Source organism: Sulfitobacter sp. 1A15258, from assembly GCF_043557045.1.
Classification (GTDB): Bacteria; Pseudomonadota; Alphaproteobacteria; order Rhodobacterales; family Rhodobacteraceae; genus Sulfitobacter; species Sulfitobacter faviae.
On record NZ_JBIFFK010000006.1, the window covers coordinates 74,948 to 100,332 of the forward strand.

The following is a 25,385-nucleotide window of genomic DNA, read 5'->3' on the forward strand; positions in this document are numbered from 1 at the left end:
GGGCCTGCTAAATGTGCATCGAAGCGCCCCCGGTGGGGCCATTACCCTGATCCGATAGGCGCTGCCGATGTCCGACGACGAAATTCGACTTGCCTTTGCCCACCCTTCCGAGCGGGCAGAGACGATGGCCGGCCCCGAGCCGCGTGATCGTATCTCCCTCCGCGATCATATCGTCGAGGTCGAGATCGGTGCCTTTCAGGCCGAGCGGGACGTGACCCAGCGGGTCTGTTTCAACGTGGTGGTCGAGGTCGCGCCCCTGACGGGTGTGGTGGACGACGATGTCGACCGTATCCTATCCTACGACCGCGTGACCGAAGCCATCGCCGCCGAGCTTGCCGCCGAACGGCTCAACCTTTTGGAAACGCTGGCCGAACGGGTGGCCGACCGTATCTTGATTGAGCCGCAGGCGATGCGGGTCTTCGTGCGGATCGAAAAGCTCGACCGGGGCCCCGGTGCGCTTGGGGTCGAGATCGTCCGCGCGCGGGAGGAGGCGGCAGCGCAGGATGCGGCCCAAGAGGCCCCGCAGCCGCGCGTGGTATACCTCTCCAATGCGGCGATTGCCTCGACGCGTTTGCCGAAATGGCTGGATCGATTGGAAGCGGCGGCGGAGCCGGTGATCCTCTGTGTTGGCCCCTCGGACATTGCCGTGCCACAGGCCGAGGATGAGAAAGCGCAGCGCCACATTGACCTTTTGGCGATCGAACAGAACGCTTGGATGCTTTCAACCCGCGATCCGCGTGGCGCGGTGGTCGGCAGCCGGACGGAGTTAGACTGGGCGATGAAAAACGGCCAGATCAGCATCTGGGCGCCTGCGCGGATCGTGCTCGACGCGGTGGACGGCCCCGCCGCCCCGCCAAGCGCGGCACCCGCCTTGGCCGCTTGGTTCGCCGAGAGTTCATCGGCCTGCGAATTGGTCCTGATCGGCGCGGAGCGGCCCGAGGGCGCGAAGCTGCCGCTACGCCTGCTCGATGTCGGCTGCGCGGAGATCCTGTGATGACCGACTACCACCGCCCCTTGGTTCAAATCGGCCCCGCGCGGCCCGAAGCTGCGCTGACCCTTGCGGGCGGTTGGGGCTGGTTCACCCATGTTGAAGTCCTGTCGCGGGGGCAGAGGGCGCGCGTGATCCCGGCAGATGCGCTCCCCTCCGCCGCGCGAGATGCATTGACCGCGCCGCGCCCGGCCATCGCGGGGTTAAGTTTCGACCGCCCCCGCGTGATGGGCATCCTCAATGCCACGCCTGACAGTTTCTCCGACGAGGGCCGCCATGCCGATCCGCAGGTCGCGGTTGCGGCGGGGGCGGCGATGCGGGCGGCGGGAGTCGATATTCTCGACATCGGCGGGGAATCCACCCGCCCGGGTGCGGAGACCGTGCCGGAGGGCGAAGAAATCGCGCGTGTTCGACCGGTGATCGAAGGGCTGCGGGCGGCCGGGGAGGGGGCGATCAGCATCGACACCCGCAAGGCCGCCGTGGCCGAAGCTGCCGTGGCGGCGGGGGCGGTTCTGGTCAATGACGTGGCAGGGCTGACCTTTGACCCGGCGCTTGCGCCCTTTTGCGCGGCGCGGGGGCTGCCGGTCTGTGTGATGCACGCCCAAGGCGACCCGGCCACGATGCAGCGCGACCCGCGCTATGAGGACGTGCTGCTCGACGTCTATGACTATCTGGCCGAGCGGATCGCGGCGCTTGAGGCGCAGGGCATCCCGCGCGCAAATATCATCGCCGATCCGGGCATCGGCTTTGGCAAGACGCTGGAGCACAATCTTGCGCTGCTCGCGCGGCTGAGCCTGTTTCACAGCCTCGGGGTGCCGATCTTGCTCGGTGCGTCGCGTAAACGTTTCATCGGCACGATCGGCGGCGGCGCGGCGGGAGAAGACCGCGCGCCCGGCTCCATCGCGGTGGCCCTGGCGGCACTGAACCACGGGGCCCAAGTCTTGCGCGTCCACGATGTGGCGCAAACCATCCAATCCATTTTACTTTATCGTTCGGCGCTGGCAGGAAAATAGATATGACAAAACTCTTTGGTACAGACGGCGTGCGGGGCACCGCCAATATTCACCCCATGACCGCCGATATGGCGCTGCGTATCGGTGCCGCCGTCGGGCGCTATTTCCGGCGTGAGAAAAGCGGCGTGCACCGTGTGGTCATCGGCAAAGACACGCGGCTCTCGGGCTATATGTTCGAGAACGCGCTGACCGCGGGCCTTACCAGCACCGGCATGAACGTGTTGCTGCTGGGGCCGGTGCCGACACCGGCTGTGGGGCTTTTGACGCGTTCCATGCGGGCCGATCTGGGGGTAATGATCTCGGCCAGTCACAACCCGGCCAGCGACAATGGCATCAAGTTCTTCGGCCCGGATGGGTTCAAACTCTCCGATCAGGTCGAGCAGGAAATCGAAGCGCTGGTCGCCGAGGGGGTCGAGCCATCGGCGCCGGATCAGATTGGCCGGGCCAAGCGGATCGACGACAGCCGCTTTCGCTATATCGAACGGGTCAAATCCTCTTTCCCGCGGCAGATGCGGCTTGATGGGCTCAAGGTGGTGATCGACTGCGCCCATGGCGCGGCCTACCATGTGGCGCCGATGGCTTTGTGGGAATTGGGCGCGAATGTGATCCCCGTGGGCGTGGACCCGAACGGGTTCAACATCAACGATGGCTGCGGTTCCACCCAGCCGCAATCAGCGGCGGAGGCCGTGGTGGCCAATGGTGCCGATGTGGGCATCTGCCTTGATGGCGACGCTGACCGGGTGATCCTGATCGATCAGAATGGCCGCATCGGCGACGGCGATCAGTTCATGGCGCTGATGGCCGCGCGTTGGGCCGAAGAGGAGCGTCTTGCGGGCAAGGCGCTCGTCGCTACGGTGATGAGCAATCTGGGGCTGGAGCGTTTTCTGAATGACCGCGGTGTGCGGTTGGAGCGGACCGGCGTCGGCGACCGCTATGTGGTGGAGCGGATGCGCGAAGGGGGCTTCAACCTCGGGGGGGAGCAGTCGGGCCATATCGTGATGACCGACTATGCGACCACGGGCGACGGGCTGATGGCTGGGATGCAGTTTCTGGCCGAGATGGTCCGCTCGGGCAAACCTGCCTCGGAACTGCTCTACCAATTCGACCCGGTGCCGCAGCTGCTGAAAAACGTGCGCTTCTCTGCCGGGCAGGCCCCGCTGGAAGACGCGCAGGTCAAAGCCGCCATCGCGCAGGCAGAGGCCGATCTGGCGCAGGGTGGGCGGCTGTTGATCCGTAAATCGGGCACGGAACCCTTGGTGCGCGTCATGGCCGAACATGAGGACGCGGCACTGATGGAGCGTGCCGTCGATAGCGTGGTCGAGGCGGTGAATACGGCGGTGGGCAGCTAAGCTGTTCTACCCGCGCTGGAACAACCGTTTCAGCGCGCCGTATTGGCTGAGCCCGACCCCCGCAAGGATCAGCGCCATCGCGTAAAGCAACGACATTGGCAGCGGCTCTGACAGGACCAGAGCGCCCAGAAGGACCGACCAGACCGGCACTTGGTAGTTCACCAGTGACATGAAGACCGGCCCTGCGGTGCGCACCACATAGACCCGCAGAAACGCCGCGCCGGCGGTGGGGATCAGACCGAGAAAGGCCAGCACGGCCAGTATCTTGGGCGCGGGCAGGGGCGGCGGGCCCTCGCTGAGGAAGGCGGCGGGCAGCATGACCACGGCACCGATCAGCATCAGCACCGTCCCGAGCCCGATCGGATCAACCGAAGGCAGCCGCCGCATGAGGATTGAGCTTACCGCATAACAAGAGGCCGCGGCGACGCAGGCCATACGCCCTGCCGTCTCCATCGCAGCGCCAGTGCTTTCAAAGGCTTGCCCGCCGATCAGCACGACGACACCGACAAAACCGATGACGAAGCCGCCGACCTTGCGCGGGGTCATGCGCTCTCCCGGCAGCAGGAAATGGGCCATGGGTAGGACAATCAGCGCGACGGAGGCCATGGTCACCCCGGCAAAGCCCGAGGTCACATATTGCTGCCCCCATGCGAGTAGCGAAAAGGGCAGGGCCGAGCTGATGATGCCGATGGTCACCAACACGAGGATGTTGGAGGCAGAGGGGCGTGCGGTGAAAAGCGCGAATCCGCGCAGGGCCCAGAGCGCCAGCATCACCACCGCCGCCAACCCGATCCGCGAGGCGGCGAGCCAGAAGGGCGTGATCCCGGTGAGCGCCACTTCGGTAAAAAGGAAGGTGCCCCCCCAGACAAACCCCAAAAGGGCGATCAGCAGCCAGCTTGTCAGCGTGATTTGAGGCGTGGTGTTCATCGGGGCTCCGGCGTAAAGGCAAAGACCCCGGCGCGAGGCCGGGGTCGATGTCGTCTTATCTTTGGGGGAGATTTGGCTCAGTTCTTGGCCTTGTCCACCATCTTGCCTGCGGAAATCCACGGCATCATCTCGCGCAGCTTTTCGCCGACCTGTTCGATGCGGTGTTCATCGTTGATGCGACGGGTCGCTTTGAACGAAGGCTGGCCCACAGCGTTTTCTTGCATGAAGTCACGCACGAATTTGCCGTTCTGGATGTCGGTCAGCACGTCTTTCATGCGCTTCTTGGTCTCGTCGTAGGGCAGAATGCGGGGGCCGGAGACATATTCGCCGTATTCCGCGGTGTTCGAGATCGAGTAGTTCATGTTGGCGATGCCGCCTTCGTAGATCAGGTCCACGATCAGTTTCACTTCGTGCAGACATTCGAAATAGGCCATCTCGGGGGCGTAGCCCGCCTCGACCAGTGTCTCAAAGCCCATGCGGATCAGTTCTACCAGACCACCGCAGAGCACGGCCTGCTCGCCGAAGAGGTCGGTTTCACATTCCTCGCGGAAGTTGGTCTCGATGATGCCAGAGCGGCCACCGCCGATGGCGGAGCAGTAGGAGAGGCCGATTTCCAGCGCCTTGCCGGAGGCGTCTTTGTCGACGGCCACGAGGCAGGGCACGCCGCCGCCTTTGGTGTATTCGCCGCGCACGGTGTGGCCGGGGCCTTTGGGGGCCATCATGATCACGTCGACGCCTTCTTTCGGCTCAATCAGGCCGAAGTGGACGTTCAGACCGTGGGCGAAGGCAATGGCGGCACCCTCGCGGATGTTGTCATGCACGTATTTCTTGTAAGTTTCAGCCTGAAGTTCATCGGGCATGGTGAACATGATCAGGTCGGCCCAAGCGGCGGCTTCGGCGATGCCCATGACCTTGAGGCCTTCGCCCTCGGCTTTGGCGGCGGACGCGGAACCTTCGCGCAGGGCGACGACGAGGTTCTTGGCACCCGAATCGCGCAGGTTCAGCGCGTGGGCGTGGCCTTGGGAGCCGTAGCCGAGGATCGCCACCTTCTTGTCCTTGATGAGGTTCACGTCGCAGTCGCGGTCGTAGTAAACGCGCATGATCTTGTCCTTTGGTTTGTCTCGTTATGGGTCTCACCATAGCGAAGTCGCGCGCAGTAGCCATTGTCATCGCAGAGGTATTTGTGAAAGGATGAAGATAGTTATTCGTGGTATCGCTCTAAAACGGAAAAATCATGCTTGATGATCTGGATCGCCGTATTCTGCGCTATTGGCAGGCGGAGCCGAGTCTTAGCCCCGGGGAATTGGCGGAGCGGTGCAATATCACCTCCGGCAAAGCGGCGCGGCGGATTGCGCGGCTGCAAGATCAGGGGATCGTGCAGGGCAGCGGGGTGGTGATCGATTGGGCGGCGCTTGGCTATGCTTTGGAAGTGTCCTTGCGGGTGACCTTGGACAAAACGCAGGCGAATGCTTTTGATGTTTTCATGGCCGAGGCGCGGCAGGTGCCTGAGGTGATCGAGTTGCAGACCTTTTTGGGGCGGGTTGATCTGCGGCTGTCGATCATTGCGCGGGACATGGGGCATTATCAGCAGATCTACCGCAGTCGCATCCTGACCCTGCCGCATATCGCTGAGATTGAGGCGCTGATGCATGTCGCGCGGATCAAGACGCAGGAGGGGCTGCCGCTGTGATCGAGCTTGATGACATTGACCGTGCCTTGCTGCGGGCGCTGGCGCGGGACGCCAATCAAAGTGCCAGTGCCTTGGGGCGCCGTTTGGGCCTGTCGCAGCCTGCGACATGGCGGCGGATCAAACGGCTGGAGGAGGGCGGCGCGATTGCCGGGCGGCGGTTGCGCTTGAATGCCGAGGCTTTGGGTTTTGGCGTCACGGTGTTTTTGGGCATCAAGCTGGCCACGCGCGGGCGGGTCAGTTTGGAGGATTTCGAGCGGGCGGTTTCGGCCATTCCCGAGGTGCAGACAGTGGAACATGTTTTGGGGCTGTTCGACTATCGTCTGCGGGTCGTGGCGCGAGACCTGCCGGATTTCGAGCGCGTGCTTAGGCGGCGGATCATGACCCTGCCCGGCGCGGGGGAGGTGGAGGCCAATGTGCTGTTGAGCGAAGAGCGCCTGCCGGGGCCGCTTTAGCCGCATTTGCCTTTTGCCGTGGCGGGCCATATGCCTTTGCTTCGAATGATGGAGGAAGAACGATGGCATTGCTCGACACGGTAGACCCTTCGGGGCTTGATGAATTCAGCGTGGTCTTTACCGACCGGTCGCTCAACCACATGTCGGCGGAGTTTCAGCAGGTCATGCGCGACCTCTCGAACTGGCTGGGTGAGGTCTATAACGCCGATGCCGTGGCGCTGGTGCCCGGTGGCGGCACCTATGCGATGGAGGCCGTGGCGCGGCAGTTCGCGCGGGGGCAGGATGTGCTGGTGGTGCGCAACGGCTGGTTCTCTTACCGCTGGAGCCAGATCATCGAGAGTGCCGATTTGACCAATAGTGCCGAGGTGATGAAGGCGCGGATGCAGGGCAATGCCAGCCCCGCGCCCTTTGCGCCCGCCCCGATCGACGAGGTCACCGCCGCGATCCGCACGCAGAAGCCGCAGGTGGTGTTCGCCCCGCATGTGGAGACAAGCTCGGGTATGATCCTGCCGGATGAATATATCAAGGAAATGGCCACGGCGGCCCATGAGGTGGGCGCGCTGATGGTGTTGGATTGCATCGCCTCGGGCTGTGTCTGGGTGGATATGAAGGCGCTTGGGGTCGATGTGCTGATCTCGGCCCCGCAGAAGGGGTGGAGCGCCTCGCCCTCGGCCGGTCTGGTGATGATGTCGGCGCGTGCCGAGGCGCGGCTGAATGAGACCACGTCGGACAGTTTTGCTATCGATCTGCGTAAGTGGCGCGACATCATGAAGGCCTATGAGGCGGGCGGCCATGCCTATCACGCCACCATGCCGACGGATGCGCTGCGCGTGTTCCGCGATACGGTGAAAGAGACGCGGGACTATGGGTTTGACCGGCTGAAAGAGGCGCAGTGGCGGTTGGGCGAAGCGGTGCGTCAGGTCTTGGCCGACCGCGGTGTGACATCCGTCGCCGGAGAGGGGTTCGCCGCGCCGGGGGTGGTCGTGTGCTATACCGCCGATCCCGATGTGCAAAACGGCAAGGCTTTCGCCGCCCATGGCATGCAGATCGCCGCCGGGGTGCCGTTGCAGGTGGGGGAGCCGGATGATTTCCGCACCTTCCGTCTGGGGCTGTTCGGATTGGACAAGCTCTATGACGTCGACGCGACCGTGGCACGGCTGACGGCGGTGTTGGACGAGGTTCTGTAAGACCTTCTGCGCCGCGGTTCAGCGGCGCAGGCCCAGCCCCATTTGCATCAGCATTTTGCGCACCGGGGGCAGGGCGTAAAGCGCGTTGAGCCCCGCCGCGCGCGCGTCTCGGGCAACCGGGCTGCTGGCTTGACTGGCGCGGTTCAGCAAGTCGATGCCCCGGACCCTGAGCGCGATATCGGCGTGGCGGGCCTTGTGATAGGCCTCCAGCATCTCGGCATCGCCGAGGCGTTCTGGCGCGGCGCGGGCGAGCTCCACCAGAGTCGCCATATCGGTCAGCGACATGTTCAACCCCTGTGCCCCGATGGGGGGCAGCACATGGGCGGCTTCCGCCACGAGCGCCAGCCGTTCGGCAGAAAGACGTTTGGCCTCTTGGCTGATGATGGGCCAGAGGGCGCGGGGGCTGGCGAGGGTGAGCGGGCCGAAGAGATTGGCCGACCGCGCGGTCGCCTCGGCCTCAAAGGCCGCGGGGTCGAGCGTGGCGCGGGCTTGGGTTGCGGGCCCATCGTCCATCCAGACCACGGCGGAACAGGGCATGCCATCACGATCCGGCAGGGGTACGAGGGTGAAGGGCCCGCCCGAGCGGTGTACCTCGGTCGAGACATTTTCATGCGGGATCGGGTGGGTCACGCAGAAGGCCAGCGCCTTTTGCCCGTAGCGGCGGGTGGTGACCTCGATCCCGGCGGCCTCGCGCATCGGGCTGTTGCGTCCGTCGGCGGCGATCACGAGCCGGGTTCTGATCCGGCTGCCATCGCTCAGCCCGACACGCGCTTCGCTTTGGCGGGTGAAAAGCGTGGTGGTGCCGGTGCCGGGGCGGAAATCGACGCTGGGCAATTCGTTCAGCCGGGTCAGGATTTCGCGCCGCAGCAGCCAATTGGGAAAGTTCCAGCCGAAGGGTGCGTCAGAGATATCGGCGGCGTCGAACTCGCGGGTCACCCGCGGCGTCGGGTCTTCGCCGCCCGCATCGACGATCCGCATGATTTGCAGCGCGGCGGCATGGGGGGCAAGACGGTCCCAAAGACCCGCGTCCTCCAGCAGGCGCCGCGCCGGTTGCAGCAGCGCGGTGGAGCGCATGTCGGCCCCCTTGGCGGCGCCATCGGTGACGGGCGGGGTGGGGTCGACGCAGATCACATCGAAGCCCGCCGCGCCAAAGGCCGCCGCCGCGGTCAGCCCGGCGATGCCGCCGCCGGAAATCAGGATATCGCAATCGAAGGTCATCAGCCCGCCACCCGTGTTAAGAATTCGCAAAGATCCTGCGTATGGTAGTGGATGTGATCGCCTTCGCCACGTTCCGGGGCCACATGCACCGTGCGCATCCCCAGAGCGTGGGGCGCGGCGAGGTTGCGTGGATCATCCTCGAACATGGCGGCGGATGCGGTCTGGAACCCGTCTATGCCAAAGACCTTGTCATAGGCTGCGGCTTCGGGTTTGGGCAGGAAATCAGCGTGTTCGACACCATAGACCGCGTCGAAAAGCCCCGAAAGGCCGCGGGCCTCAAGTACCCGTTCGGCGTAGGGCGCGCAGCCATTGGTGTAGACGATCCGCCGCCCCGGCAACACGCGAATGGCCTGAGCGAGCAGCGGGTCGGGGGTGAGCCGATCCATCGGGATGTCATGCACCTCGGTCAGGTAGGGGCCGGGGTCGACGCCGTGTTCGCGCATCAAGCCGGCCAGCGTGGTGCCATAGGTCTGCCAATAATGCTGGCGCAGGTGGTTGGCCTCGGCGCGGTCGACCTTGATCGCGCGCATCACCCAATCGACCATACGCGCTTCGATCAGGTCGAAAAGCCGCGCCTCGGGCGGGTAAAGCGTTTGGTCGAGGTCGAAGACCCAAGTAGTGACATGAGAAAAAGCATCGCGCGGCATGGCGCAGAGGTAGGCCGAGACGCGCAGCCGCGCAAGCCCTGCTGGGTTGCGCAAATGGTCGCGGTGAGTAAGGTGGCGCAACTTTCAAGGACTGATAACTGATGCCCGACCCCAAGACCGGCCCGACCGACGCCTATTCGATGATTCTGGAGGCCATCGACATTGGAACCTATCGCCCCGGTGACCGCTTGGTGGAGAGCGAGTTGGCCGAGCGTTTCGGCGTCTCGCGCACGCCGATCCGTGAGGCATTACAACGGCTTGAGACGCAGTCTCTGCTCATGCGCGATGGGCGTAGCCTGATCGTGGCCTCGCTGGATCACAACCAGATGGCCGAGCTTTACGTTGTACGGGGCGAGCTGGAGGGGCTGGCCGCACGTCTGGCCGCGCGCCATGCCACCGCCGAGGAGGTGCGCGTGCTGCGCGAGATGGTGGATGCCGACAACGCGCTGGCGGGCAATCCCAATGCGCTGGCACGGGCCAACAAACGGTTTCACAAGCAGATCCATCTGGCGTCGCACAACCGCTATCTGGTGCAGCAGCTTGACCTTGTACATCGCTCCATGGCCTTGATGGCGACCTCATCGCTCGCGGTGGAGGGGCGCGGGGAGATTGCGCAGGCCGAACATAACCGCATCGTGGAGATGATCGAAGCCCGCGATGAGGATGGCGCGGATGAGGCGCTGCGCACGCATATCTCCGTCGCTTTCATGACCCGGTTGAAGCAGGAAGCGGCCCGGCGCGAGGATGATTTTTGAGCCTTTTGCGCGGTCTCACATAGCGCGGCAGAGTGTGCCCATGGGCGGTTTTGTCCCAAAAATGTGGGCTGCGATAGAGCTCAATCAGCGCTTTGGCGGCGGCCAAGGCGCCTAATGCGAAGTAGAGCGGGCAGGTGATGACCCAAGGCAGCAGATGCCGTTGACCCCGGTTTGAGACCGCGATGGTGGCGGCGCAGAAGTTCAGCAATTCCGCCATAATGAACAGCGCGAAGATCGCCGTCAGGACGGGTGGCGCAAGCCAGTCCGTGACCGGGTGATACAGCCCGAAAAAACTCAGCCACAGAGACCAGAGAAGGGGCGCGAGGGCGAATTGCGAAACCGTGGCGAGAAAGATCGCCTGCACGCCGATGAACCGCAGGGGGCCGAGGTCTTTCAGCAGGGCGCGTGGGCTTTGCATATGGACCGCCCAAGTGATGAGATAGCCCTTCAGCCAACGGGATCGTTGCCGCACCCAAGGCCAAGGGCGGCAATTGGCCTCTTCAAAAGTGGTGGTGCGCATCAGTTCGGTCACATAGCCGCGCCGCGCCAGCCGGAGGCCCAAATCGGCATCCTCGGTCACGTTATGGGCGTCCCAAGCGCCGAGCCGTTCGAGGATGTCGCGCCGGAAAAACAGCGTGGTGCCGCCCAGCGGGACGACCAGCCCCAGCCGGGCCACGCCCGGTAGGACCACCCGCCACCAAGTCGCATACTCGATCGCAAAACAGCGGGCCATCCAATTGCCGCGGCTGTTGTAGAAATCCAGAACCCCCTGCAAACAAGCGGTATTTTCGGGCGCGTTGTGAAAGCGGGTGACAATCTGTTCGATCTGGTCGGGCTCCGGCGCATCCTCCGCATCCCAAACGCCGATAATGCTGCCGCGGCAGAAATCGAGCGCGTAATTCAGCGCGCGGGGTTTGGTTTTAAGCGCGCCGGCATCGGGCACTTCGATCGCGCTGATCCATGGCGGCAAGGAAGTGCGTGCGATGGTCTCACGGGTGAGCTTGTCACTCGCTTCGAGGACCAGAACCACCTCCAGCAGCGATTTAGGGTAGGTGAGCCGTGAAAGCCGCGCGATCAGCGCCTGCGCGATCTCTTCCTCATGCAGCAAGGGCACGAGGACCGAGACACGGGGCAGGCGAAACCCCTTAATCTCTGCGGCATTTGGCAGCGACCGAGTGGGCTTGGGCCGGGTGAGAGAGGCCCAAAGGGCCGCGGCCTTGAGCCCGCTGGTCAGCAGCAGCGTCAGCGCGCCGCAGAGGAGAGCGAGGGTAAGAACGGCGGAGGGGAAGAACATCAGTAGCGCAAAGAGCGACAGCAGAATACCCCGCAGCGCAAACCGCCGTTTCCAGCTGCGCACGCCCCAGTTCCGACAGCTTTCCGCATCCGTGACGCGGGTGGCGGCATGTTCCGCGAGTTCCGCGGCATAGAGCCTGCCGATCTGGGTCTGCACCTGCCGGGGGTCGGCGACGACCAACACCAAGGTTTTCCCACGCTCCCCCAAAGCTTTGCAAAGTTGAGGAAAATCCGCGGGGCGACCGCTGGCCACGAAAAGCCGGTCCCCCAGTTCCAGCCATGGCACGGCACCGAATTGCAGACAGAGACGCGCGGGTATCCGAGCCGCAAGACGCTGATCGCAGGGGCTGCGGGTCAAGTCGACAGGTTGGGCGCCATACTGCCGGGCAAGCGCTTTGACGATGTCATCGGAGGCGACCAAGCCTTCGGTGGCCAGAACTTCGCCAAGAGGGGCGTCGATGCGGCGCTGTAGGTCAAGCCCGTGCAGCAGATCGCGCGGGCCGATGACCCCTGCGGCGATCAAATGTTGGCCCAACCGCATCCGGCGGGCGGGCGCGGTGGCCATCCGCGGCGCTGAGAGTTTCAGGCGAAGGTTGCTCATTCCGTGCCCCGTCGAGGTTCCGGAATGAGACTGGCAGGCGACCGTTAATCGAGAGTTAAAAGTCGCCTGTGCAATCAGTGCATGTAGAAAATTTTACGCGCTGCGCTCGGCCATCGCTTCGCTAAACCGTTCGAACAGGTAATAGCTGTCTTGCGGGCCGGGGCTGGCTTCGGGGTGATGTTGGACCGACCACACCGGGCGGCCATCGACGCGGATGCCACAGTTCGACCCGTCAAAGAGCGAGACATGCGTCTCGCGCACGCCCTCGGGCAGAGATTGCCCGTCGACAGCGAAACCGTGGTTCATCGAGGTGATCTCGACCTTGCCGGTGTCGTAATCCTTGACCGGGTGGTTGGCGCCGTGATGGCCGTGGCTCATCTTAACGGTGGTCGCCCCAAGCGCTAGCGCAAGCATCTGGTGGCCAAGGCAAATGCCAAAGACCGGCAGATCGGTTTTGTCCAAAACCTCGCGGATCATCGGCACGGCATAGGCGCCCGTCGCCGCCGGATCGCCGGGACCGTTGGAGAGGAAGACGCCATCCGGCTCATGGGCCATGATGTCGTCATAGGTCGCGGTGGCGGGCAGCACGGTGACATCGCAGCCCGCAGAGGCGAGGCAGCGCAGGATGTTGCGTTTCGCGCCATAGTCCACGGCGACGACCTTGTGCTTGGCTTCGGTCTGGGGCGCGTAGCCGTCGGGCCATGCCCACCGCATCTCATTCCAGCGATAGGTCTGGGCGCAGGTCACGTCCTTGGCCAGATCCATCCCTTCGAGCCCGGCAAAATCGCGCGCGGCGGCGACCAGCGCTTCGATGTCGAAGTTACCATCCGGGTCGTGGGCGAGGGCGGCGTGCGGCGCACCTTGCTGGCGGATTGCGCGGGTCAGGCGGCGGGTGTCGACACCGCCGATGGCGATGCGTCCGCGCGACGCCAGCCAATCCGACAGCGGCTGAATGTTGCGCCAGCTGCTGGGCGTGGTGGGCATCCATTTGACGACCATGCCCGCGGCGACCGGATCGCCGGTCTCATCATCTTCGGGGTTGGTGCCCACATTGCCGATATGCGGGAAGGTAAAGGTCACGATCTGGCCCGCATAGGAGGGGTCGGTCATGATCTCTTGGTAGCCGGTCATCGCGGTGTTGAAGCACAACTCCGCCACGGTCTGGCCGGTGGCGCCAAACCCCATGCCGTAGAAAATCGATCCATCCGCAAGGGCAAGGCAGGCGGTTGGGCGTGGGCGAGCGGGCGCGGACATGGGGCAGTCTCCGGGCAGAAAGGGGCGGGTAAACGGGTGGCAACCTAATCCCGCGCGGGCGCGGGGTCAATAGGCGGAGGGAAATGAGATATCGTTTCAGAACAGGGGTTTACCTGTGGTCGCCCCCCATTGCTCCGCGCGGAGAGAGCCGCTAAGCTGCGACCCTTGGATTTAGCGAAACACAGGAAACCACCATGTCATTGCGGATGCGCATCTCGGATGCTTTGAAACAGGCCATGAAAGACAAGGCGGCGGACCGGCTTTCGACGCTGCGGCTGATCAATGCCGCGATCAAGGACAAAGACATCGCCGCCCGGGCCAATGGCAAGGATGAGGGCGTGTCGGATGCCGAGGTGCTGGGCATCCTCAGCAAAATGGCCAAACAGCGTCAGGAATCGGCGCGCGCCTATGAAGAGGGCGGACGGCTGGACCTTGCGGAGCGCGAGCGCGAAGAGGTCGAGGTGATCGAAGAGTTCCTGCCAAGGCAGCTCAGCGTCACCGAAACCGCCGCCGCCGTGGATAAGGCCGTGGCCGATGTCGGCGCGACTTCGATCCGCGACATGGGCAAGGTCATGGGGTTGTTGAAAGAGCGTTATACCGGCCAAATGGATTTCGGCGCAGTGGGCCCGGTCATTAAAGACCGCCTGAGCTGAGCCGCGCTTGAGTTGGAAAAAAACAGAGGGCTGGGCCGCAAGGTCTGGCCCTTTTTAGTGTCTGGCCCTTTTCAGTTCCGCAGATGCCGTGCCAGATCGTCGTAAAGCGCGATGCGCTCTTCTTCGCTGAGGAAGGCACCGATCTCAACCTCGCGGCCCTCGCCGCGTAGGGTGACGTAATGCGGCACGGGGCCGTCATCGTCGTATTTCTTCACTTGGGTCCAGTAGCGGTTACAGTCCCAATCCTTGACCTCGCCCTTGGCGGTGGTGTGCACCAGCCGCGCCGTGGTGTCGTCGAGGGTCAGCACCTCTTCGATCTGGCGGGCGCGGTGATTGTGTTGCAAGGCCCAATAGACCGCCCCCAAGGCCAGAAGCACGAAGGGCAGCAGCCCCCAGAGCAGGGCGGTGCCGAGCATGGCAAAAAGCGGAATCATCGCCAGCGTAAAAGTGGCCAGCATGAAGGCCGCAAAACCGCGCGCAGGCAGGGATTGATGCGGCCAAAGGCGCATCTGCTGCGGAGTGGCGCGGGGCGGGGTGGTCCATTCGTAGGGCATGGGATCGCTCAGGCTCAGTCAAGGGCCAAGATAGCGGTCGGGCGGGCAATGGCAATGCGGCGCGGAGCCGCGGGCGGGGTCAATCACCCAGCAAATCCCAGCGGTTTCCGAAAGGATCGCGAAAAACGGCCACTTTGCCATAGGGCTCATGACGCGGTTCTTCTTCGAAGGTCACGCCCGCAGCGGTCAGACGGTCGAATTCCGCCGCGAAATCCTTAACCTTCAAGAACAGCCAAACACGCCCCGCGCCCTGATTGCCGATGGCGGCGCGCTGCGCCTCTCCGTCCGCCCGGGCCAGAACGAACCCCGTCTCGCCGCCGGGCGGGGTGACGCGGACCCAGCGTTTGCGGCCTTGGTCGACGTCCTCGGTCAGTTCGAACCCCATGACGCCGCAGTAAAAGGCGATGCCGGCGTCATAGTCGGGGACGATCAGGGTTATCGCAGAGAGGTGCATCGGCTCGCTCCTGGTGGGGGCGCGGCAAGGGACCGCGCCCGGGGGGTGATTTACTCTAACTCGACGAGCAGGTCCTTCGCATCGATCTGGCCACCGGCCTGCACATGCACGGCCTTTACCACTGCATCGCGTTCCGCGTGGAGGCCCGTCTCCATCTTCATCGCCTCGATGGTCAATATCAGGTCGCCCGCCTTGACCGGCTGGCCCGCCTTCACCCCGACGGAGGCCACAACCCCCGGCATTGGCGCGCCGATGTGGTCGGGATTGCCCGCCTCGGCCTTGGGGCGCTGCACCGTGGCATCCTTGACCAGCCGGTTCGCCACGCGGATCACCCGCGGCTGGCCGTTGAGTTCAAAGAAGACCTTCACCTCGCCATCCTCTCCGGCCTCGGATTCGGCCTGAAGACGGATTTCCAAGGTTTTGCCGGGGTCGATCTCGGCCGAGATCTCCGCCCCCGGTTCCATGCCGTAGAAGAAGGTATGCGTGGGCAGGGTGCGCACCGGGCCATAGATGCGGTGGCGGCCCATGTAGTCGAGGAACACCTTGGGATACATCAGGTAGCCGCAAAGGTCTTCGTCGTCGATCTGCATGCCGTCCAACTGCTCGGACAGTTCCTTGCGAACGGCCTCAAGATCGACGGGTTCCAGATGTTTGCCGGGGCGTTCGGTGTTCGGCGTCTCGCCTTTCAGCACCTTCTTGACGATGCCCTCCGGGAAGCCATTCGGCGGCTGGCCGAGGTTGCCGCGCATCATGTCGATCACGCTGTCGGGGAAGGAGACATCGACATTCGGGTCTTCGACCTGCGCCCGGGTCAGCCCTTGGGAGACCATCATCAACGCCATGTCGCCTACGACTTTGGACGAGGGCGTGACCTTCACGATGTCGCCGAACATCTGATTCACGTCCGCATAGGTGCGCGCCACCTCGGGCCAGCGGTCCTCCAGCCCCATAGAGGCGGCCTGCGCCTTGAGGTTGGTGAACTGGCCGCCGGGCATCTCGTGCAGGTAAACCTCGGAGGAGGGCGCCTGCATCCCGGTCTCAAAGGCGGCATAATGGCCGCGCACTTCTTCCCAGTAATCAGAGATTTCGCGCACGGCTTTCATGTCGATCCCGGTGTCGCGGTCGGTATGTTGCAGGGCCGAAACCACTGTGCCGAGCGTCGCCTGAGAGGTGTTGCCCGAAAGCGCATCCATCGCGCAGTCGACCGCATCGACGCCCGCCTCGGAGGCGACGAGGATGGTGGCCGTGGCACTGCCTGCCGTGTCATGGGTGTGAAAATGGATTGGCAGACCAACCTCGGATTTCAACGCCTTGACGAGCGCGCGGGCTTGGGCGGGTTTCAACAGGCCTGCCATGTCTTTCAGCCCCAGCACATGCGCGCCGGCGGCTTTCAGATCCTTGCCCATGTTGACGTAATACTGAAGGTCGTATTTCGCGCGGTCCGGGTCAAAGATGTCGCCCGTGTAGCAGATCGTGCCCTCGCAAATCTTGCCGGATTCGACGACCGCATCCATCGCCACGCGCATGTTCTCAACCCAGTTGAGACTGTCGAACACGCGGAACACATCGACGCCGGTATTGGCCGCCGTGGCCACGAATTTCTGCACCACGTTGTCGGGGTAATTGGTATAGCCCACCCCGTTGGAGGCGCGCAGCAGCATTTGGGTCATCACATTGGGCAGGGCCGCGCGCAGGTCGCGCAGGCGCTGCCACGGGCATTCCTGCAAGAAGCGATAGGCCACATCGAAGGTCGCCCCGCCCCAGCATTCGACCGAGAAGAGCTGCGGCAGATTGGCGGCATAGGAGGGGGCGACCTTGATCATATCAAGGCTGCGCATCCGCGTGGCCAAGAGCGATTGATGCGCATCGCGCATGGTGGTGTCGGTGATGAGCAGTTGGCGCTGCTGGCCCATCCACTCGGCCACGGCCTCGGGGCCCTTTTGTTCCAAGAGGTTACGCGTGCCCATCTGCGGCTCGCCGCGCAGCACGGGCGGCTTGGGGTCGCGGACATGGGCGGCGGGCAGGGCATGGCCCTTGGTCTCTGGATGACCGTTCACGGTGATGTCGGCGATATAGGTCAGCACCTTGGTCGCGCGGTCGCGGCGTTGCTCGAACTGGAACAACTCCGGCGTCTCGTCGATGAATTTGGTGGTGTATTCGTTGTTCAGAAACGTCGGGTGCTTCAGCAGGTTCTCGACAAAGGCGATGTTGGTGCTGACCCCGCGCACCCGGAACTCGCGCAGGGCGCGGTCCATGCGGGCGATGGCCATCTCGGGCGTCGGCGCCTTGGCGGTGACCTTGGTCAGCAGGCTGTCGTAATAGCGCGTGATGACCCCGCCCGCATAGGCCGTGCCACCGTCGAGCCGGATGCCCATGCCGGTGGCCGAACGGTAGGCGGTGATGCGGCCATAGTCGGGGATGAAATTGTTCTGCGGGTCTTCGGTAGTGACGCGGGTTTGCAGGGCGTGGCCGGTGAGGGTGATGTCCTCTTGCCGCGCCTTGCCCGTCGCTTCGGCCAGCGGTTTGCCCTCGGCGATGAGGATCTGGGCGCGAACGATGTCGATGCCGGTGACCTCTTCGGTGACGGTATGTTCGACCTGCACGCGGGGGTTCACCTCGATGAAGTAGAAATTCCCGGTTTCCATATCCATCAGAAATTCGACGGTGCCCGCGCATTCATAGTTCACATGGGCGCAGATTTTGCGGCCCAATTCGCAGATTTCGGCGCGTTGCTCCTCGCTCAGGTAGGGGGCGGGAGCGCGTTCGACGACCTTTTGGTTGCGGCGCTGGACCGAGCAGTCGCGTTCGTACAGATGGTAAATGTCGCCCTGTTTATCGCCGAGGATCTGCACTTCGACATGGCGGGCGCGCAGGATCATCTTTTCCAGATAGCCCTCGCCATTGCCGAAAGCGGCTTCGGCCTCGCGGCGCCCTTCGCGGACTTTTTCTTCCAGTTCCTTTTCGGACATGATCGGCCGCATCCCGCGCCCGCCGCCACCCCAAGAAGCTTTGAGCATCAGCGGATAGCCGACCTCGGCCGCCTCGGCGCGGATCGCGTCCATGTCTTCGCCCAGCACTTCGGTGGCGGGGATGACCGGCACGCCCGCCGCCATCGCGACGCGGCGGGCAGAGGCTTTGTCCCCCAAGGCGCGCATCGTCTCGGCCCGCGGGCCGATGAAGGTGATGCCGTTCTTCTCGCAGGCATCGACGAATTCCGGGTTTTCCGACAGCAGGCCATAGCCCGGATGGATGGCATCGGCACCCGCCGCCTTGGCCACACGGATCATCTCGTCGATGCTGAGATAGGCCGCGACGGGGCCGAGGCCTTCACCGATGCGATAGGCCTCATCCGCTTTGAAACGGTGCAGGCCCAGCTTGTCCTCTTCGGCGTAGACCGCGACCGTTTTCTTGCCCATCTCATTGGCGGCGCGCATGATGCGGATCGCGATCTCACCACGGTTTGCGATCAGGATCTTTTTAAAATCGGTCACTGGCTGGTCTCCCCTGCTGCTTTTAAAGGCAGCTTAGGGATGCTGCGGTGCAGCGCAAGAGGGCTGTGGCCGTCTTTGTCACATTTCTGCAAGCTTTCCGATCAGAGCGGCGACAGATCAAAGGGGGGAGGGAGGTCGCGCAGGTTCTGCGCGCCCAGCTGTCCCATATTGGCGGTCAGGTCGCGGGCAAGCACATCAATCAGGTGATCGACCCCGCGCGGCCCAAGGGCGGCGAGGGCAAAGTGGAAGGCCCGGCCCAGCATGACGAAATCCGCGCCGAGCGCGAAGGCACGCAGGATATCAAGGCCCGATTCCACGCCGCTGTCAAAGATCACCGGCAGTTTCGTGGCGGCACGAATGGCGGGCAGCGCCTCGGCGCTGGCGGGGGCCGCGTCGAACTGACGACCCGCGTGGTTCGAGACCCAGATCGCATCGGCCCCGGCCTTTTCCATTTTCGTGGCGTCTTCGGGGCGCAGCACGCCTTTGATCACCAGCGGACCCTGCCAGTGGTCGCGCAGCCAATGCAGATAATCCCAATCGGGCGCGGTGCGCAGCAGATAGCCCACATGGGCGGTGGGCGGCAGGTTCGCGGTGGCCGTGCCTTCGGTGTATTTGTCGAGCATTTTCATATGCGGCAGACCCCGGCGGGCCATGCCCATTGCCCAAGCCGGGCGCATCGCAACCTGCGCCATCAGCCGTGGGGTCAATTTGGGCGGGCTGGTCAGGCCCGAACGGGTCTGCCGCTCACGGCGCGAGGCGACCGGTACGTCGACGGTCAGGACCAAAGTCGTGAAACCCGCAGCCTTGGCCCGCGCCAGCATATCGGTCCGAATTTCCGGGTCGCGCGGGGGGTAGAGTTGGAACCAACCATGCGCGCCCAAATGGGGCGCTACATCTTCCGGGCAGGTGGCGGCCACGGTGGACAGGCCAAAGGGAATGCCAGCACGATCCGCCGCGCGGGCAAGATGGGCTTCGGCATCGGGCCAGATCAGGCCGGACATGCCCAAGGGGGACATGCCGAAGGGCAGGGGGAGCTTTTGCCCCATCAGATCGACGCTGAGGTCAGGTGTGAATTCGCCGTGCAACACTGAGGGCATCAGCCCAACGCGGTCTAGGGCCGCGCGGTTGCGGTGTTTGGTGGCCTCCGTCCCGGTGGCGGAATCAAGGTATTCCCAAACGAATTTCGGCAGGCGCGACTGCGCGCGGCTGCGAAGGTCCGAAAGGGCGGGGTAGGTTGCATGTAGGTCCATGGCGGCATTTGCGCCAAAGGGTTGCTGTTTGTCCAGATGGTGCGGCTGCGTCGGAGCCGGGGTGAGGGTGCTGCCGTCCGGGTGGGGCGCCGAGGCGCTACTGCCGAAAAACGGACCGGGCCAGCGGTGCGGCCTCGCTTACCTTTCGCACCGGAGGGGTCGGTAGGTTGTCGGCCATATCGACAAGCGCCGCGATGGCTGCTTCGATTTCGTCGCCTTCACTGGCGCTGGCGTCCTCCATGTCGATCAGATGCACGGTCGGATTGGCCTCAGCGTCCAGCCGTTCCTGCGCGATGGAGCGTAGCTCTTGCATGGTGCTGTCGATGGCGCGGCAGAGCCCGGCCAGCATCCCCGCCGACCCGGTAAGCTTCGCCGGATCGATCAGCCCCTTTTCGGCGGCATCCAGCACCGTCGAGATTTGTTCGAGTTTGAACGAGGATGTCGCCGCGAAATAGCGGACATCTTCAAAAGCGAGGGTATCGCGGTTGTCCCGCTGCACCCGCTCCACAACGATGGCGCTGCCCACCACCCGGTCAAGACCGCGGTAGGATTGCACATGATGCAATGTGGTGTCCCAAATGAGCGGCCCGCGCGGCATATGCAGCATCTCCCGATAGCGGATTTGCCCCGCGTTCGAGACGCAGCGCGCATAGCGTTCATTGACCGCCTCGGCCTCTTCATGGGGCATGAAACTGTGCAGGGGGCGGTTTATCACCTCACTCATCACCATGCCGCTATGCGCCTCATGGGCGGTGTTGAGAGCCAAAAGTTCGAAATGCCCGCTGTCGGCGTTCAATTCCGCAATGAACATCGGCAGTTTGAACCGGTCAATCTCTCGGCGCAGTACCGAAGTATCATCGTTTCTGAACATGAGCGGTTCCTCTCGTTTATCGTTGTGTCAGCACATTGCCGCCAAAGCATTATCAACGGGTAAAGATTTCCCCCGCATTTTAAATTCACCCGGTTTTGCCCGCAGCGGCGCCAAATCGGGACTTGAATATCTTTCGAAAGAACATTTGAGGAACGTCTCTTTATCTCATACCCCGGACGCGCTAGATTGCGGGCATGAGTGATTTTGACGAAATGGACGCCTTTGAGGGCGCCTCCCTGTCCGCCCGCGCCATGGCCGCGCGTCCGCAGCCTTATCTGGAGGGGTTGAACCCCGCCCAACGGGCCGCGGTCGAGACGTTGGATGGCCCCGTGCTGATGCTTGCCGGCGCGGGCACCGGCAAAACGCGGGCGTTGACGGCGCGAATCGTGCATCTGCTCAACACCGGGCGCGCGCGCCCGCATGAGGTTCTGGCGGTCACCTTCACCAATAAGGCCGCGCGCGAGATGAAGACCCGCGTGGGCCAGATGCTGGGCCAGCAGGTTGAGGGGATGCCATGGCTCGGCACCTTTCACGCGATTTGCGTCAAGCTGCTGCGGCGGCATGCGGAATTGGTGGGGCTGAAAAGCAATTTCACGATTCTCGATACGGATGACCAGTTGCGCCTGCTCAAACAATTGGTCGCCGCCGAAGGGATCGACGACAAGCGCTGGCCCGCGCGGATGCTGGCGGGGATCATCGACGGCTGGAAAAACCGCGCGCTGACCCCGGACAAGATCCCGAGCGCGGATGCCGGGGCATACAACCACCGCGGGCCGGAGATTTACGCGCAATATCAACGTCGTCTGATCGAATTGAACGCGACCGATTTCGGCGATTTGCTGCTCCATATGGTGACGATTTTCCAGGCGCACCCGGATGTGTTGGCGCAGTATCAGCGCTGGTTCAAATACATCCTCGTCGACGAATATCAGGATACCAACGTGGCCCAATATCTGTGGCTGCGGCTTTTGGCGCAGGGGCACAAGAACATCTGCTGCGTGGGCGACGACGACCAGTCGATCTATGGCTGGCGCGGGGCTGAAGTGGGCAACATCCTGCGGTTTGAAACGGATTTCCCCGGCGCCCATGTGGTCAAGCTTGAGCAGAATTACCGCTCCACCCCCCATATCCTCGCCGCCGCCTCGGGCGTGATCGCGGGCAATGAGGGGCGCTTGGGCAAGACGCTCTGGACCGAAGAGACCGAGGGCGAAAAGGTCCGCCTGATCGGCCATTGGGATGGCGAGGAAGAGGCCCGTTGGATCGGGGACGAGATCGAATCCGCGCAGCGCGGAACGAGGGGGCTCGACCCCTTCTCGCTTGACGATATGGCGATTCTCGTCCGGGCGAGCCACCAGATGCGCGCCTTTGAGGACCGGTTTTTGACCATTGGCCTGCCTTATAAGGTGATTGGTGGCCCGCGATTCTATGAGCGTTTGGAAATCCGCGACGCCATGGCCTATTTCCGCGTGGTCACCAGCCCCGATGATGATCTGGCTTTCGAGCGGATCGTGAACACGCCCAAGCGGGGTTTGGGCGAAAAGGCGCAGCAGAAAATCCAGCGCACGGCGCGAGATCATGGGGTGAACCTTGTCGAAGGCGCGCGAATCCTTCTCGCCCATGGCGGGATCAGCGGCAAAGGGGCGGCGCAACTGCGGCTTTTGATCGACGGGATCGACCGTTGGTCATCCATGCTGCAAGGCCCGCGGATCGAGATCAGCGAAGATGACTCGGTGCTCGATGATGGTGCCGCGCCGCTGCGGGTGGATTATGGCCCGCCCGAAGTGTCCCATGTCGAACTGGCCGAGATGATTCTCGACGAAAGCGGCTATACCGGCATGTGGCAGAATGACAAAACGCCCGAAGCGCCGGGGCGGCTGGAAAACCTTAAGGAACTCGTCAAAGCCTTGGAAGGGTTCGAGAACCTGCAGGGCTTCCTCGAACATGTCAGCCTGATCATGGATAATGAGCAGGAGGGCGATGGCGAGAAGGTGTCGATCATGACGCTGCACGCGGCCAAGGGTTTGGAATTCCCCATGGTTTTCCTGCCAGGCTGGGAAGATGGGCTGTTCCCCTCGCAGCGTTCGATGGATGAAAGCGGAATGAAGGGGCTCGAAGAAGAGCGGCGGCTGGCCTATGTCGGCATCACCCGGGCGGAGCAGATTTGCACCATCTCTTTTGCCGCCAATCGCCGGGTCTTTGGCCAATGGCAAAATGCAATGCCGTCGCGTTTCATTGATGAGCTGCCCGAAGAACATGTGGATGTGCTGACCCCGCCGGGGCTTTACGGCGGTGGTTTTGGCGCGGCTATGCCGCAATCGGATCTACATGACCGCGCGGCAAGCGCGAATGTCTATAATTCACCGGGCTGGAAGCGCCTGCAATCGCGCAGCGGAGCGCGGGGCACCAGCCAGCCGCGCGAAAGCCGCAATGTCACGATCGACATGCAGGCGGTCGCCGCCTTTGAGATGGGCGAGCGCGTTTTCCACGATAAATTCGGCTATGGTGAAGTGATCGGCATCGAAGGTGACAAGATGGAAGTCGCCTTTGAGAAGGCCGGGACCAAAAAGGTCGTCTCGCGCTTCTTGACCGGCGGGAAAGACGTTCCCTTCTAAAAGCGTATCCTGGGGCGGGCTGCCAAAAGCCTGCCTCAACAAGGCCTTAGAAACAAAAACGACGACACCTTGGGAGGAAGGTGCCGCCGTTTCTATGTCGGCCCGAAGCGTCGAGGGAGGGTCGGCTTCGGGTCTCCTTGCGGGGTCCGCCTCATTCAGGGAGGAGGAAAGTGACGCGCACCCCGGCTTTCAGACGGCAGAACAGGGAGGGGTTCTGACGTCCGATCTCTATCTCTGCTTAGCCGCGGGAAGATTCCCATGCGACGCGGCGCAGTTCGGAACGGCTCAGCCCAAGGTCGGCCAGTTCGCGGTTGCTCAACGCGCTCAGACCGTCGAAAGTTTCACGGTACAGACGGTGCTGTTTGTAGCGGGTTGCCAGTGCTTCGAATGCGCCGCCGATACGGGCGAAGACGGAAGTTGTGTTTGCGGTGGTTGTGTTCATGTAAGCCATTTCGGCGCCTCTTTTTTCATCTGTGGATCATCTCGTTGCCTGCTATTTACGCCCTTTCTGCATTTGCACAACGGGCATAAAGTCAATGCCGCTATGCAGAAAGCGCATAGGTTCTGAGTGGCGCAACTTGTTGATAAAAAACGGTTTTGCCCGCGCGGCAAAAGGGCGCAGGGTCATAAAACTGTCATATATGGGGTGGGGGGAAAGGGGGCGACGACATCTGGGAGGAGGTAGATGTCGCCGCCAATAACAGACACATCCGGGAGGAGGATGGACGCGTCTGGTCTTTCCAAACTTGCCTGCATCCGGGAGGAGGAGTGGATGCATCCAAGTCTTGGTAAAATCAGACACATTCGGGAGGAGGAAGAATGTGTCTGGTCTTTCCGAAAGCTGGGCGCTTAGCCCTGCCTATGAACTTAAGTTAGCGCTAATTGCTGCGAGTGCACAATACTTCTTTTTGCAATGCTGCCATGCAGCAAAAACATGGTACCCCTGCGTAATCCTTAGGCATTCCGCCTCATCCCTGTGCAAAAAGGGTCGTCCCCTTGCGCTTGGCGCAGAACCTGCCATTTCAGAAGCCGTAATAGAGGAGAATTTGCGCATGTCTGTGACCAAAGCAGAAGTCGAAGCGGCGCTGGCGCGGGTGCAACTGCCCGACGGCAAGAGCCTGCTGTCCCATGATCTGGTCCGCGCGCTGGTGGTCGAAGGCGATAAGGTGCGATTCGTCATCGAAGCGCCCAATGCCGATGTGGCGCGGCAGATGGCACCGTTGCGCGACGCGGCAGAGCAGGTGGTCCGCGATCTGCCGGGGGTGGGTGATGTATCGGTCGCGTTGACCGCGCATGGCCCCGCACCGAAAGCGCCCAGTCTTAAGGTCGGCGGGCATCCCAAACCGCAAGAGGGGCCGATGAAACCCAGCGGCGTGAAGCGCATCCTCGCCATCGGCTCGGGCAAGGGCGGTGTGGGTAAATCCACCGTCAGTTCCAACCTTGCCGTGGCGCTGGCGCGGGCCGGGCGCAAGGTGGGGCTGCTCGATGCCGATATCTATGGTCCCAGCCAGCCGCGCATGATGGGGGTCAACAAGCGCCCGGCGAGCCCCGATGGCAAGACGATCATTCCCTTGCAGGCCCATGGCGTCACCATGATGTCGATTGGCTTTATGCTTGAGGAGGGCAAGGCCGTCGTCTGGCGTGGGCCGATGCTGATGGGCGCGCTGCAGCAGATGCTCGGGCAAGTGGAATGGGGTGAGCTTGACGTGCTGCTCGTCGATCTGCCCCCCGGCACCGGCGATGTGCAACTGACGCTCTGCACCAAGTCCGAGCTTTCGGGCGCCATCGTGGTCAGCACCCCGCAGGACGTGGCCTTGATCGACGCGCGCAAGGCGCTCGACATGTTCGCCACATTGAAGACTCCGGTGCTGGGATTGATCGAGAATATGTCGACATTCGTCTGCCCCGATTGTGGCTCTCAGCATGAGATCTTTGGCCAAGGCGGTGTGGCGGCGGAGGCCGAGAAGATGGGCGTGCCGCTTTTGGGCAGCCTGCCGATTGATCTCGATACCCGTTTGGCCGGGGACAGCGGCACGCCGGTCGCAGCGGGCGAGGGGCCGATGGCCGATGCCTATGCCCGGCTCGCAAAGGGCTTGGTCGACGGTGGTATGGCCTGATGAGGGCGG

Annotated in this window: 22 protein-coding genes; 10 read left to right on the forward strand and 12 right to left on the reverse strand. The window is 63.2% G+C overall.

What is annotated here, in order from left to right; all coding sequences use genetic code 11:
• The first annotated feature begins 67 nt into the window (after positions 1-67).
• Genes ACGYK9_RS13500 through glmM form a run of 3 tightly spaced genes read left to right on the forward strand, consistent with a single transcriptional unit; the run spans position 68 to position 3,350 of the window.
• On the forward strand, positions 68-994 hold the full coding sequence (locus ACGYK9_RS13500) for a dihydroneopterin aldolase (RefSeq protein ID WP_394412030.1): 927 nt from the start codon (positions 68-70) through the stop codon (positions 992-994).
• Entirely contained in the window at positions 994-2,001 is a 1,008-nt protein-coding gene (gene folP, locus ACGYK9_RS13505) for a dihydropteroate synthase (protein ID WP_394412033.1), read from the forward strand. The genes ACGYK9_RS13500 and folP overlap by 1 nt, the downstream gene beginning before the upstream one ends.
• A gap of 2 nt (positions 2,002-2,003) precedes the next feature.
• The gene (gene glmM / locus ACGYK9_RS13510; protein ID WP_168611966.1) at positions 2,004-3,350 is read left to right on the forward strand and encodes a phosphoglucosamine mutase; all 1,347 of its coding nucleotides are present in this window, start codon (positions 2,004-2,006) and stop codon (positions 3,348-3,350) included.
• 6 nt (positions 3,351-3,356) lie between these two features.
• On the opposite strand, the gene ACGYK9_RS13515 is transcribed toward glmM, so the two are convergent.
• Positions 3,357-4,277, reverse strand: coding sequence for a DMT family transporter (locus tag ACGYK9_RS13515; protein ID WP_394412037.1), 921 nt, complete (start codon positions 4,275-4,277; stop codon positions 3,357-3,359).
• Between the two features lie 77 nt (positions 4,278-4,354).
• Positions 4,355-5,377, reverse strand: coding sequence for a ketol-acid reductoisomerase (gene ilvC / locus ACGYK9_RS13520; RefSeq protein ID WP_168611968.1), 1,023 nt, complete (start codon positions 5,375-5,377; stop codon positions 4,355-4,357).
• 134 nt (positions 5,378-5,511) lie between these two features.
• Here ilvC and ACGYK9_RS13525 point away from each other — a divergent pair, with 134 nt between their 5' ends.
• From ACGYK9_RS13525 to ACGYK9_RS13535, 3 genes are all read left to right on the forward strand, one after another.
• The gene (locus tag ACGYK9_RS13525) at positions 5,512-5,967 is read left to right on the forward strand and encodes an Lrp/AsnC family transcriptional regulator (RefSeq protein ID WP_168611969.1); all 456 of its coding nucleotides are present in this window, start codon (positions 5,512-5,514) and stop codon (positions 5,965-5,967) included.
• Complete coding sequence (locus ACGYK9_RS13530) at positions 5,964-6,419, forward strand: Lrp/AsnC family transcriptional regulator (protein WP_067262685.1); 456 nt, start codon at positions 5,964-5,966, stop codon at positions 6,417-6,419. The genes ACGYK9_RS13525 and ACGYK9_RS13530 overlap by 4 nt, the downstream gene beginning before the upstream one ends.
• Before the next feature lie 62 nt (positions 6,420-6,481).
• Complete coding sequence (locus ACGYK9_RS13535; protein WP_394412042.1) at positions 6,482-7,606, forward strand: aminotransferase class V-fold PLP-dependent enzyme; 1,125 nt, start codon at positions 6,482-6,484, stop codon at positions 7,604-7,606.
• Positions 7,607-7,624: 18 nt separating this feature from the next.
• Here the strand turns inward: ACGYK9_RS13535 and ACGYK9_RS13540 are convergent, their stop codons facing one another.
• The gene (locus ACGYK9_RS13540) at positions 7,625-8,824 is read right to left on the reverse strand and encodes a UbiH/UbiF family hydroxylase (RefSeq protein WP_394412045.1); all 1,200 of its coding nucleotides are present in this window, start codon (positions 8,822-8,824) and stop codon (positions 7,625-7,627) included.
• Positions 8,824-9,471, reverse strand: a complete 648-nt coding sequence (locus ACGYK9_RS13545; protein WP_209218181.1) for a pyrimidine 5'-nucleotidase — start codon at positions 9,469-9,471, stop codon at positions 8,824-8,826. Before ACGYK9_RS13545 ends, ACGYK9_RS13540 begins: the two co-directional genes overlap by 1 nt.
• 101 nt (positions 9,472-9,572) lie before the next feature.
• On the opposite strand from ACGYK9_RS13545, the gene ACGYK9_RS13550 reads away from it, so the two are divergent.
• Positions 9,573-10,226 (forward strand): GntR family transcriptional regulator, encoded by a 654-nt coding sequence (locus ACGYK9_RS13550; protein WP_209217897.1) that lies wholly within the window; start codon positions 9,573-9,575, stop codon positions 10,224-10,226.
• Here the strand turns inward: ACGYK9_RS13550 and ACGYK9_RS13555 are convergent.
• Both ACGYK9_RS13555 and carA read right to left on the reverse strand, forming a co-directional pair.
• Entirely contained in the window at positions 10,177-12,120 is a 1,944-nt protein-coding gene (locus ACGYK9_RS13555; RefSeq protein WP_394412048.1) for a glycosyltransferase family 2 protein, read from the reverse strand. The genes ACGYK9_RS13550 and ACGYK9_RS13555 overlap by 50 nt on opposite strands.
• A 93-nt stretch (positions 12,121-12,213) precedes the next feature.
• Positions 12,214-13,374, reverse strand: coding sequence for a glutamine-hydrolyzing carbamoyl-phosphate synthase small subunit (carA, locus tag ACGYK9_RS13560; RefSeq protein WP_394412051.1), 1,161 nt, complete (start codon positions 13,372-13,374; stop codon positions 12,214-12,216).
• A 194-nt stretch (positions 13,375-13,568) separates the two neighbouring features.
• Between carA and ACGYK9_RS13565 the strand changes: the two genes are divergently transcribed.
• The gene (locus ACGYK9_RS13565) at positions 13,569-14,027 is read left to right on the forward strand and encodes a GatB/YqeY domain-containing protein (protein WP_067262660.1); all 459 of its coding nucleotides are present in this window, start codon (positions 13,569-13,571) and stop codon (positions 14,025-14,027) included.
• A 71-nt stretch (positions 14,028-14,098) separates the two neighbouring features.
• Here ACGYK9_RS13565 and ACGYK9_RS13570 read toward each other — a convergent pair whose 3' ends face one another.
• The 5 genes from ACGYK9_RS13570 to ACGYK9_RS13590 all read right to left on the reverse strand — a co-directional run bounded on the left by ACGYK9_RS13570 (position 14,099) and on the right by ACGYK9_RS13590 (position 20,647).
• Positions 14,099-14,581 (reverse strand): DUF2244 domain-containing protein, encoded by a 483-nt coding sequence (locus tag ACGYK9_RS13570; protein WP_168611976.1) that lies wholly within the window; start codon positions 14,579-14,581, stop codon positions 14,099-14,101.
• Between the two features lie 79 nt (positions 14,582-14,660).
• Positions 14,661-15,035 (reverse strand): VOC family protein, encoded by a 375-nt coding sequence (locus tag ACGYK9_RS13575; RefSeq protein ID WP_271687753.1) that lies wholly within the window; start codon positions 15,033-15,035, stop codon positions 14,661-14,663.
• Positions 15,036-15,085: 50 nt separating this feature from the next.
• Positions 15,086-18,526, reverse strand: coding sequence for a pyruvate carboxylase (locus tag ACGYK9_RS13580; RefSeq protein WP_394412054.1), 3,441 nt, complete (start codon positions 18,524-18,526; stop codon positions 15,086-15,088).
• Positions 18,527-18,627: 101 nt separating this feature from the next.
• Complete coding sequence (locus ACGYK9_RS13585) at positions 18,628-19,776, reverse strand: alpha-hydroxy acid oxidase (protein WP_394412057.1); 1,149 nt, start codon at positions 19,774-19,776, stop codon at positions 18,628-18,630.
• Positions 19,777-19,873: 97 nt separating this feature from the next.
• Positions 19,874-20,647: a hypothetical protein gene (locus ACGYK9_RS13590; RefSeq protein ID WP_168611980.1), complete on the reverse strand. Its 774-nt coding sequence runs from the start codon at positions 20,645-20,647 to the stop codon at positions 19,874-19,876.
• 194 nt (positions 20,648-20,841) lie between these two features.
• Between ACGYK9_RS13590 and ACGYK9_RS13595 the strand changes: the two genes are divergently transcribed.
• Positions 20,842-23,259 (forward strand): ATP-dependent helicase, encoded by a 2,418-nt coding sequence (locus ACGYK9_RS13595; protein WP_394412061.1) that lies wholly within the window; start codon positions 20,842-20,844, stop codon positions 23,257-23,259.
• A 238-nt stretch (positions 23,260-23,497) separates the two neighbouring features.
• Here ACGYK9_RS13595 and ACGYK9_RS13600 read toward each other — a convergent pair whose 3' ends face one another.
• The gene (locus tag ACGYK9_RS13600; RefSeq protein WP_067262642.1) at positions 23,498-23,710 is read right to left on the reverse strand and encodes a DUF1127 domain-containing protein; all 213 of its coding nucleotides are present in this window, start codon (positions 23,708-23,710) and stop codon (positions 23,498-23,500) included.
• 601 nt (positions 23,711-24,311) lie between these two features.
• Here ACGYK9_RS13600 and ACGYK9_RS13605 point away from each other — a divergent pair.
• The gene (locus tag ACGYK9_RS13605) at positions 24,312-25,376 is read left to right on the forward strand and encodes an Mrp/NBP35 family ATP-binding protein (protein ID WP_394412064.1); all 1,065 of its coding nucleotides are present in this window, start codon (positions 24,312-24,314) and stop codon (positions 25,374-25,376) included.
• Positions 25,377-25,385: the final 9 nt, after the last annotated feature.

Coding starts and splice junctions, on each gene's coding strand:
- ACGYK9_RS13500 (WP_394412030.1), top strand. CDS start 68: ATGTCCGACGACGAAATTCGACTTGCCTTTGCCCACCCTTCCGAGCGG.
- folP (WP_394412033.1), top strand. CDS start 994: ATGACCGACTACCACCGCCCCTTGGTTCAAATCGGCCCCGCGCGGCCC.
- glmM (WP_168611966.1), top strand. CDS start 2,004: ATGACAAAACTCTTTGGTACAGACGGCGTGCGGGGCACCGCCAATATT.
- ACGYK9_RS13515 (WP_394412037.1), bottom strand. CDS start 4,277: ATGAACACCACGCCTCAAATCACGCTGACAAGCTGGCTGCTGATCGCC.
- ilvC (WP_168611968.1), bottom strand. CDS start 5,377: ATGCGCGTTTACTACGACCGCGACTGCGACGTGAACCTCATCAAGGAC.
- ACGYK9_RS13525 (WP_168611969.1), top strand. CDS start 5,512: ATGCTTGATGATCTGGATCGCCGTATTCTGCGCTATTGGCAGGCGGAG.
- ACGYK9_RS13535 (WP_394412042.1), top strand. CDS start 6,482: ATGGCATTGCTCGACACGGTAGACCCTTCGGGGCTTGATGAATTCAGC.
- ACGYK9_RS13540 (WP_394412045.1), bottom strand. CDS start 8,824: ATGACCTTCGATTGCGATATCCTGATTTCCGGCGGCGGCATCGCCGGG.
- ACGYK9_RS13545 (WP_209218181.1), bottom strand. CDS start 9,471: ATGCCGCGCGATGCTTTTTCTCATGTCACTACTTGGGTCTTCGACCTC.
- ACGYK9_RS13550 (WP_209217897.1), top strand. CDS start 9,573: ATGCCCGACCCCAAGACCGGCCCGACCGACGCCTATTCGATGATTCTG.
- ACGYK9_RS13555 (WP_394412048.1), bottom strand. CDS start 12,120: ATGAGCAACCTTCGCCTGAAACTCTCAGCGCCGCGGATGGCCACCGCG.
- carA (WP_394412051.1), bottom strand. CDS start 13,374: ATGTCCGCGCCCGCTCGCCCACGCCCAACCGCCTGCCTTGCCCTTGCG.
- ACGYK9_RS13565 (WP_067262660.1), top strand. CDS start 13,569: ATGTCATTGCGGATGCGCATCTCGGATGCTTTGAAACAGGCCATGAAA.
- ACGYK9_RS13570 (WP_168611976.1), bottom strand. CDS start 14,581: ATGCCCTACGAATGGACCACCCCGCCCCGCGCCACTCCGCAGCAGATG.
- ACGYK9_RS13575 (WP_271687753.1), bottom strand. CDS start 15,035: ATGCACCTCTCTGCGATAACCCTGATCGTCCCCGACTATGACGCCGGC.
- ACGYK9_RS13585 (WP_394412057.1), bottom strand. CDS start 19,776: ATGGACCTACATGCAACCTACCCCGCCCTTTCGGACCTTCGCAGCCGC.
- ACGYK9_RS13590 (WP_168611980.1), bottom strand. CDS start 20,647: ATGTTCAGAAACGATGATACTTCGGTACTGCGCCGAGAGATTGACCGG.
- ACGYK9_RS13595 (WP_394412061.1), top strand. CDS start 20,842: ATGAGTGATTTTGACGAAATGGACGCCTTTGAGGGCGCCTCCCTGTCC.
- ACGYK9_RS13600 (WP_067262642.1), bottom strand. CDS start 23,710: ATGGCTTACATGAACACAACCACCGCAAACACAACTTCCGTCTTCGCC.
- ACGYK9_RS13605 (WP_394412064.1), top strand. CDS start 24,312: ATGTCTGTGACCAAAGCAGAAGTCGAAGCGGCGCTGGCGCGGGTGCAA.